Raw genomic sequence first — 8,453 nt, forward strand, 5'->3', positions numbered from 1 at the left:
CGAAAACAAAAAAAATCATTAACGAGAAGCGTATTTATATTGCGCCCGTTACGTGGGACTAAAAGCCCACGGGCTTTGACGGTAAGTTGGAAAGGAGAAAACACCATGAAAACATACGATCGTAACCGCAACGCAATCACCACTGGCAGCCGCGTCATGATTAGTGACACCGGACTCACCGGCCGTATTACAGCCATTGACACCGATGGCCTGACCGCTGAGCAAATCCGCCGCGGTAAAACAGTGGAAATCGAAGGATGTGAAGGCAAATATGCCCCCCTCGAACTGATTCGTTTAGGCATGAACTAATTGGTGTGAATGCCAAAAACAATGCGCCATCTGGCTGTTGTTAAAGCCGGATGGCGACATAGAGAGTTATATTACTGACTGTAATTTCGCAGCATATTTCGCAACCGTTGCTTTCGCGCCTTCCGCCAGCAAAGTCAGGTACGCTTCTGTAACCCGCTTTTTAAACAGTTCAATCTGTGGCAGTTCGTCACCAAAAATAGCGTCTATAGCCAATAGCGCCTGCACACGCTCTTCACCTTCGTGACTGTTCTGTACCGCTTTCTGGATCACTGGCAGCAGCGGATCGCTAATTTCAATGACTTGCCCCTGCTCATCCACACCCCCGACATAGCGCATCCAACCCGCCACACCGAGTGCAAGCAGATCAAAACCACTACCGTGCACAATATGCCAACGCACAGAGTCGAGCATACGTTGCGGCAGTTTCTGACTACCGTCCATGGCAATCTGCCAGGTACGGTGGCGCAACGCCGGGTTGCTATAACGGTCAATCAGTAAGTCGGCATAATGCTGGAGATCCACCCCTTTCACTTTCAACGTTGGTGCTTGCTCCTGCAGCATCAACGTGCGGGCGGCGACACGATAGTTCTCATCCCCCATACAATCGTTGATGTGTTGATATCCTGCCAGGTAGCCGAGGTAAGCAAGGAAAGAGTGGCTGCCGTTAAGCATGCGCAACTTCATCTCTTCGAACGGGATAACATCTGACACCAGTTCAGCGCCGGCTTTTTCCCACTCTGGGCGCCCAACGACAAAATTATCTTCAATGACCCACTGACGGAACGGTTCGCATGCCACACCCGCCGGATCGCGTACCCCGGTAAGTTGTTCAATTTTGTCCAGCGTATCTGGGGTTACCGCCGGGACAATACGGTCAACCATTGTTGACGGGAACGTCACATGTTGTTCGATCCATGCAGCCAGCTCAGCATCCACCGCGCGTGCATATGCGGTCACAACATTACGCATCACATGACCGTTTTCAGGCATGTTGTCACAGGACATAACAGTAAACGCACCTAAACCTGCGGCTTTACGGCGTGCAAGTGCTTCAACCACCACACCCGGCGCGGTCTTCGGCTGTTTTGGGTTTTGCAGGTCGGCGGCAATCATCGGGTTATCCAACATCAATTGCCCGGTTGCCGGAGAATGGCAATATCCCTTCTCAGTTATGGTCAGGGAAACGATCGCCACCTGCGGTTCGCACAGCGCAGCCAGTACAGCTTCCAGACCATCAACCTGTGCATGCAATGCCTTTTTAACCACGCCAACAACTCTTGCTGTCCAGGCATCCGCAGACATTTCCGCAACGGTGTACAGGTTATCTTGCTGTTTCAAATCAGCAATCTGCTGCTCTCCGCCAATCAGGTTTACTTCGCAATATCCCCAGTCACTATTGTGATCTGCTGCCAGGATGTCAGCGTATACCCCCTGGTGTGCGCGGTGGAAAGCACCGAACCCCAGATGAACAATACGTGGAACCAATTTTGTACGATCGTAGCCAGGAAGTGCAGCCTTTGCCGCTAAGAGCTTGTTTTGCATTGTATGACCTACTTATCAATGAAATCAGGACTGTCTCAGAGTAACACCTGTATGGTTGTATGTTTTGATTTGCATTAAACTTTCCATGATTGGTATGACATCATGGAAAGCTGTGTAATAGCATGATCAGGCCATCAGTTCAGACCTGACCATACCCTGTCCGTACTAGCCTGCCTGAGTGGCTCCGGCACGAACCTTCTCGGTTTTGCTCACTTCCGCAGCATCTTCCAGGACACTCAAATCACGGTCTTTCACTTCAGGCATTAGCAGTGCTGAAACCAAACCAATGAGCGAGTAAGCCATAACCATCACCAGAATCGGCCACCAGGAATTTGTCATGTTGCAGAAAATACCCGCCAGAACAGGGCCAAAACCAACGGCCACCAATCCACCGGCCTCTTTTGAAATTGCCATTCGGGTGAAGCGATTACGCGCGCCGAACATTTCAGCCATGGTAATATTTTCGAGTGCGAACAATCCCAGCACCGCAAAATTATGAATAACAATCAGCGCTGTCATAATGACGCCGGGGCTATACGTTTTATCTACAACAATCGATAACATTGGATAAGCAAGAATAATTGCAGATATATTCAGAATTATATATGGCAAACGGCGACCAAATTTATCTGACAACCAGCCTAATAAAGGTATTGTAATAAAGCCAAGAACAGAACTAATCATTAAGGCATCTGTCGGTATTGATTTATCAAACAACAGTGTTTGCACCAAATATCCGGCAAGGAAAGTCTGAATTAAACCTGAGTTACCCGCCTGTCCAAAACGTAAGCCGGTTGCCAACCAGAAAGACTTACTGGTAAACATTGCACCCAGCGTATTTTCTGACGGGTTATTTAATGCAGGTGCATTTTCCTCATCATTAACTTTCTCAAATACTGGACTTTCTTTGAGGTTCATGCGCAACCAGATGGCAAAAATCATAACCACTACACTCGCCAGGAACGGAATTCGCCAACCCCAGGCTAACAATTCCTCACGATCAAGGGCAAAGAACATCACGGCCCAGATTGCAGTAGCACTTAATGTGCCGCAGTTAGTTCCCATTGCAACAAGAGAGGAAATGATACCGCGTTTTCCTTTTGGTGCGTACTCTGCGAGCATTGTACCCGCACCAGAGATTTCGGCTCCTGCACCAAGTCCCTGCACAATACGCAGCGTCACCAGCAAAACAGGAGCAAAAATTCCAATTTGCGCATATGTCGGTAACACACCAATTAATGTTGTACAGATCCCCATCATAGTTATTGTAATAAACAGCACTTTTTTTCGACCAATACTATCCCCCATTTTACCGAAAATAAATGCTCCAACTATTCGTGCAATATACCCTGCCCCGTATGTACCCATTGCCAGAATGAGTGCCATCGCGGCAGATTGTTCCGGGAAAAATATTTCATGAAATACCAGTGCGGCACCCAATGAATATAATTGGAAATCCATAAATTCGAGAGCTGTCCCTAACCATCCTGAAACGGCTGCTCTCACCAGATCTTTCGTTGACCTTTCGTGTTTTTCTTGATTCATATTGGCTATCTCTAAGAGGTAAGATGCGTACCACTTACTCGCAGTTATTAATATTATTCAGTGAATGTGAGTAAAACTTTGCAGCAGTGCTGCTGATCTTTCTCAAACAATTCAATTGCGTCGGTAACGTGGTGATAGTCAAAAGTATGGGTAATGAGTTTATTAGGGTCGATAAGTCCTTTGACCAACCAATCAATAACAACCGGGAATTTATTTGCATTTAATCTTGAAGAATAGATTGAAAGCTCTTTCCCTGTAATACCTTGCTGTACAATCTGGCAAGGTTCGCTGGAGAATCCCATTAAAACGATTCGCGCAGCCGGTGATGCCAGCGTGATAGCCTCCTGTAAAATGGATGGATGACAAGCCGCATCCACGATAATCGTAGGTTTCAGCGCCTTCTCAGCAAGAAAATCCTGCAATGATTGCTGCCCATTATTGACTGTCCAGTCAGCACCGCACTGTTTTGCCATCGTCAGACGTTCGTCAATTCTGTCTGCAATCACTACTGTTTTTACGTTGTAAACATGTTTAAGTGCCTGAACAGTCGTGAGCCCCATCGGGCCGGCTCCGTAAATCAGTGCGATATCGTTCTCTGTTGGTTGAACTTGTCCGGTCACGTTCGCCGCGATGGTAAAAGGTTCCACCATAACAGCGTGCTCATCTTTCACTGCGTCAGGGATTAACCAGGCATTTTTCGCGGGTACAACCGCGTACTCACTAAAACCGCCATCACGATGAACACCCAATACAACCAGCGAGGTGCAAACATTTGGTTTACCAATTGAGCAAGGGTAGCAATGTCCACAACTGATAACCGGATCAACGGACACACGTTCACCTATACGCGAACGCTCTACTCCTTCACCAACAGCATCTATTACACCAAAGAATTCATGGCCAATAACTCGCGGATATTTCGCAAATGGATTATGTCCACGATAAATATGGCTGTCTGAACCGCAAATCCCCGCCAGTTTTACTTTTACCCGGACCTCTCCTGCTGAAGGTTCTGGTACTGGTCGCTGCGCGATAACAAGCGTATTCGGTTTTTCAATCACAATACTATTCATAACAAATCACTCCTTACCAGTTCCACAACGTGCCATCTTCAAGACGGGCGACCGGCAGATATGCGGGATCGTACGGATATTTCGCTGCAAGTTTTTCGTCAAACTCGATACCGAGCCCTGGTTTGTCACCTGGGTGCATATAGCCGTTATCAAAGGTCCAGTTATGCGGGAACACTTCCAACATCTGTTCTGAGTACCCCATATATTCCTGCACACCGAAGTTTGGTACCCACAGATCGAAATGCAGCGCAGCGGCCATGCAGACTGGCGACAAATCGGAAGGTCCATGAGAACCCGTGCGTACCTGATAAAGTGAGGCAAAATCAGCAATACGACGCATACCGGTGATACCGCCTGCGTGGGTAATAGTGGTGCGGATATAGTCAATCAGCTGTTCTTCAATAAGCTGCTTGCAGTCCCAGATACTGTTGAAGACTTCCCCTACAGCAATCGGCGTGACCGTATGCTGGCGGATCAGGCGGAAACACGCCTGATTTTCAGCCGGAGTAGGATCTTCCATCCAGAATAAACGGTATTGTTCAATGCTCTTGCCAAAACGGGCCGCTTCAATTGGCGTCAGGCGGTGATGCATGTCATGCAGAAGATGCTCATCAAAACCAAATTTGTTGCGAACGGCTTCAAACAATTTCGGTGTGAAATCGAGATATTTCTCCGTCGACCACAGTTGTTCTTCCGGCCACTGGCCTTTGGTCGCAGGTTCGTAGGCCAGGCCTTTACCTTTAGACATACCGTAGGTGGTCTTCATCCCCGGTACGCCACACTGCACACGGATCGCTTTAAACCCCATCTCTTTATGACGCGCGTAATCCTCCAGCACATCATCAATGGAATGGCCCGTTGTGTGACAGTACACCATGACGCCTTCGCGTGATGCGCCACCCAGCAACTGGTACAACGGCATATTCGCCGCCTTCGCTTTGATATCCCACAGGGCCATATCCACCGCAGAAATCGCCGACATCGTTACCGGGCCGCGACGCCAGTATGCCCCCTTGTAGAAAAACTGCCAGATATCCTCAATTCGATGCGCATCACGCCCAATGAGCTGTGGACACACATGATCTTTCAGGTAGGACGCCACGGATAATTCACGTCCGTTCAGCGTGGCATCCCCTAATCCGGTGATCCCATCGTCTGTCGTGATTTTCAGCGTGACAAAATTACGTCCTGGACAGGTAACAAAAACTTCAGCCCCGACAATCTTCATTTTTCAATCCTTACATCTCTTCTTGTGATGCAGGAAATTTACCCAACTGAGCTACTACCATACAAGTATAAAGATCAAAAAAGCGCTCACTGATCACAAAAAAGGCGCTATGCGCGCCCCCATCCAGCCACGATGATCAACATCCCACACAGTGCCACTAACGCACCGGACCAGTCGTACAGGCTCAATTTTACGCCATCGACAATGCGTAACCAGAGCAATGCAGTCACCACATATACGCCACCATACGCGGCATATACCCGCCCGCTCGCCGCCGGATGTAGCGTCAGCAACCAGACGAACAGCGCTAATGACACCCCAGCGGGAACCAGCAGCCAGGCCGTCGCCCCACGCTTAAGCCACAGCCAGGGTAAAAAGCAGCCAATGATTTCGCATAACGCGGTGACGAAGAAAAGTAATGTTGTCTTAAGCATTGAAGTTATTCAGTTACCTTCGGTTTAACCATGATACGACAGAATATGTCCAACGTATCCATATGCGCCCAGTGGGTATGCCCTGACGCAGGAATAGTGTAGAATTTAACCCTGTTTTATCGTTTTTTTCCCTTTCTCATTAAAGGAATTCGCCATGAAAATTACACTGACCAAACGCCTGTGCCTGACGGCCATGCTGACGCTGGCGGCGGCTGTGTACACCTCTTCCGCATTTGCTGAAACCAGTAAACTGGTCATAGAGTCCGGGGACAGTGCGCAAAGTCGTCAACAGGCCGCAATGGAAAAGGAACAATGGAACGATACGCGTCAGTTGCGTCAGAAAGTCAACAAGCGTACAGAGAAAGAGTGGGACAAAGCCGATGCTGCTTTTGATAGCCGTGATAAATGCGAACAAAGCGCGAACCTGAATGCGTACTGGGAGCCTAACACCCTGCGTTGTCTCGATCGTCGCACTGGCCGCACCGTTGCCCCATAATCATTGTGCTCACTAGAAGATATTGAAAGGATACGATATGGCAAGCGCCCTCAGTGTAAAGCTGCGCCCGCTGGAGCGTGAAGATTTACGTTTCGTCCATCAGCTTGATAACAACGCCAGCGTCATGCGCTACTGGTTTGAAGAACCTTACGAAGCGTTTGTGGAGCTGTCAGACCTGTATGACAAACACATTCACGACCAAAGTGAACGCCGTTTTGTGGTCGAGTGTGACGGTGAGAAAGCCGGGCTGGTGGAGCTGGTTGAAATAAACCATGTGCACCGCCGGGCTGAATTTCAGATCATCATTTCCCCGGATTACCAGGGCAAAGGTCTGGCAACGCGCGCGGCAAAACTGGCGATGGATTACGGTTTTACCGTGCTTAACTTATATAAGCTGTATCTGATCGTTGATAAAGAGAACGAAAAAGCAATTCACATCTACCGCAAACTTGGCTTTATGGTGGAAGGTGAACTGATTCATGAGTTCTTTATTAACGGCCAATACCGTAACACCATTCGCATGTGTATCTTCCAACAGCAATATCTGGCCGATCACAAAACACCGGGTCCCAACCTGTTACAACCTACCGCTCAGTAAAAACGGTTAGTAGTAATCAATGGTGTTTTCAATCGAGTAATGATGCTCAACTGCCGGCTTTACGCTTTCGTCAACGATAACCAGCTGGCAGTTGACCGGATTAGCATACGAATCATACTCACAGGTTTGTTTGACGTTACCTAAAGGGTGATCGTTCAGCATGCTGACTGCCGTGTAATCCAGTTTTTTCAATGGATCGGCTGACGGTTTAGCGTCAACCTGCAGCGTATTGTCCTTACTGATGGTGGTTTTGCCGAGCGGGTAGCCTTCCGCGTCATACCGGTACTGCACCTTCATCTCTTTTCCCGTGGCGGACACAACAAAACCGTTATCGTCGGTATCCCACACTACGCCCGCAGAAGGCAGTTCCGCCAGTTGGCATTTCCCCTGTAAACGGATCCGTTTTTCCAGCGTTTCGGCGTCCCGATAGAAGTTCGCATCCAGCACTAATGCCATTCCCGTATTATTTTCGACATCATGCAATTCCAGCGTATCAAAACAGCCTTCCTGCGAGAGCGTACCTGTGACGCGCTTGGTCACTTCGCCTTTGTCGTTGAGCAGGGTCTGACTAAAATCTTTCACCGGGCCGCGTAACGGATCAAAATCAAATTCATTGGAGAAGCTGGCCATTTCCGGCGTAAAGGACACCAGCCCTTTGGCGTTATCACACCCAACCAACACGATACACAGGAAACCTAACAGGGTCTGTTTCTTCACATTTTTCACCGGGATAAGTAGATAATTCTCAATCATATTAGCAAATACAGTTATTTACACCAGAAATGCTAATCTTAGTTTATGTCGATCACGAAAGGAGTTGATGATGAAATACATAACAGGAATTGCCGCGAGCTTATTACTGGTCGCTTCCCCGCAGATCCTGGCGGCACCCGCGTCCTGTGAGCGCGTGAAGAGTGATATCGAACAGCGCATTATGAATAATGGTGTCGCGGAATCCAGTTTCACGCTGAATATTGTTCCTAATGACCAGGCCGATCAGCCTGATTCACTGGTGGTCGGTCATTGTGCCAATGATACGCACAAGATCCTCTATACCCGAACCCACAGCGGTAACACGCCCGCAAACAGTAGCCCTTCTCAAGACGGCCACATGTCTGAACCGCAGTAAATTTTTACCCTCCGTTCGCGGAGGGTCACTCCTGTTTGATATGCATTAATAAGATTTACCTATAAATAGGTAGACTCAATTTCATTGTTAGCAAGCTAG

10 protein-coding genes are annotated in these 8,453 nt (G+C 48.4%); 4 read left to right on the forward strand and 6 right to left on the reverse strand.

The annotated features are described in order from the left end of the window. Positions 1-105 precede the first annotated feature (105 nt). Positions 106-309: a putative selenium delivery protein YdfZ gene (gene ydfZ, locus NNO03_RS04000; protein ID WP_003032393.1), complete on the forward strand. Its 204-nt coding sequence runs from the start codon at positions 106-108 to the stop codon at positions 307-309. 66 nt (positions 310-375) lie between these two features. Here ydfZ and NNO03_RS04005 read toward each other — a convergent pair whose 3' ends face one another. From NNO03_RS04005 to NNO03_RS04025, 5 genes are all read right to left on the reverse strand, one after another. After that, positions 376-1,851, reverse strand: a complete 1,476-nt coding sequence (locus NNO03_RS04005; protein WP_271448883.1) for a mannitol dehydrogenase family protein — start codon at positions 1,849-1,851, stop codon at positions 376-378. Positions 1,852-2,016: 165 nt separating this feature from the next. Then, on the reverse strand, positions 2,017-3,396 hold the full coding sequence (locus NNO03_RS04010; protein ID WP_271440531.1) for an MFS transporter: 1,380 nt from the start codon (positions 3,394-3,396) through the stop codon (positions 2,017-2,019). A gap of 53 nt (positions 3,397-3,449) precedes the next feature. Then, positions 3,450-4,469, reverse strand: coding sequence for a Zn-dependent oxidoreductase (locus NNO03_RS04015; protein ID WP_271440532.1), 1,020 nt, complete (start codon positions 4,467-4,469; stop codon positions 3,450-3,452). Positions 4,470-4,482: 13 nt separating this feature from the next. Beyond that, entirely contained in the window at positions 4,483-5,697 is a 1,215-nt protein-coding gene (gene rspA / locus NNO03_RS04020) for a starvation-sensing protein RspA (RefSeq protein ID WP_005121148.1), read from the reverse strand. Between the two features lie 107 nt (positions 5,698-5,804). Beyond that, positions 5,805-6,131: a YnfA family protein gene (locus NNO03_RS04025; protein ID WP_005121149.1), complete on the reverse strand. Its 327-nt coding sequence runs from the start codon at positions 6,129-6,131 to the stop codon at positions 5,805-5,807. A gap of 154 nt (positions 6,132-6,285) precedes the next feature. On the opposite strand from NNO03_RS04025, the gene NNO03_RS04030 reads away from it, so the two are divergent. Further along, positions 6,286-6,627 carry a DUF1283 family protein gene (locus tag NNO03_RS04030; protein WP_137383113.1) on the forward strand — a complete coding sequence of 114 codons (342 nt, stop codon included), beginning with the start codon at positions 6,286-6,288 and terminating at the stop codon, positions 6,625-6,627. 37 nt (positions 6,628-6,664) lie between these two features. Next, positions 6,665-7,225 carry a spermidine N1-acetyltransferase gene (gene speG / locus NNO03_RS04035; protein WP_271448884.1) on the forward strand — a complete coding sequence of 187 codons (561 nt, stop codon included), beginning with the start codon at positions 6,665-6,667 and terminating at the stop codon, positions 7,223-7,225. A gap of 6 nt (positions 7,226-7,231) precedes the next feature. Here the strand turns inward: speG and NNO03_RS04040 are convergent, their stop codons facing one another. Then, entirely contained in the window at positions 7,232-7,942 is a 711-nt protein-coding gene (locus NNO03_RS04040) for a YnfC family lipoprotein (protein ID WP_271448885.1), read from the reverse strand. Positions 7,943-8,048: 106 nt separating this feature from the next. On the opposite strand from NNO03_RS04040, the gene NNO03_RS04045 reads away from it, so the two are divergent. After that, complete coding sequence (locus NNO03_RS04045) at positions 8,049-8,354, forward strand: DUF1161 domain-containing protein (RefSeq protein ID WP_271448888.1); 306 nt, start codon at positions 8,049-8,051, stop codon at positions 8,352-8,354. The last annotated feature ends 99 nt before the right edge of the window (positions 8,355-8,453 follow it).

Source organism: Citrobacter sp. Igbk 16 (genome assembly GCF_028069755.1).
Taxonomy (GTDB): Bacteria; Pseudomonadota; Gammaproteobacteria; order Enterobacterales; family Enterobacteriaceae; genus Citrobacter.